This is a genomic window from Flagellimonas olearia, assembly GCF_009184425.1.
GTDB classification, from domain to species: domain Bacteria; phylum Bacteroidota; class Bacteroidia; order Flavobacteriales; family Flavobacteriaceae; genus Flagellimonas; species Flagellimonas olearia.
Map to the genome: position 1 here is coordinate 1 of NZ_WELG01000187.1, position 321 is coordinate 321.

Sequence of the window (321 nt, forward strand, 5' to 3'; positions counted from 1 at the left end):
ATAAAAATAAGGGATGTCAAATTTTTCCACTAAAGGGCGTAAAATCTCGTGATTGGAAATAACGCCTAAAATTTGAGCGTTCAATTCCCCTCCATACACCCTTAAAAGCAAATCCCCTAAGCAATGGCTCTCTTTAGTAGCGAGCAGAATGATGTTTTTTTTATGCGTTAAAATGACTTCAATCAATAGTTCGCTAAAGTTTTCTAGGGCTTTAAAAAGAGCGGTTTTTAAGGATCGCTCTTCTTGCTCTTTAATTTCAACATTCAAGGGCTTAATTTCTTTTTGGATTTTTAGCCGCATGAAAAAGCGCTGTTTTAAAGG

Annotated in this window: 1 pseudogene; it reads right to left on the minus strand. The window is 35.8% G+C overall.

From position 1 onward, the window contains the following. Positions 1 to 300 (minus strand): annotated as a pseudogene (locus tag F8C76_RS20050) (hypothetical protein); the annotation flags it as partial. Positions 301 to 321: the final 21 nt, after the last annotated feature.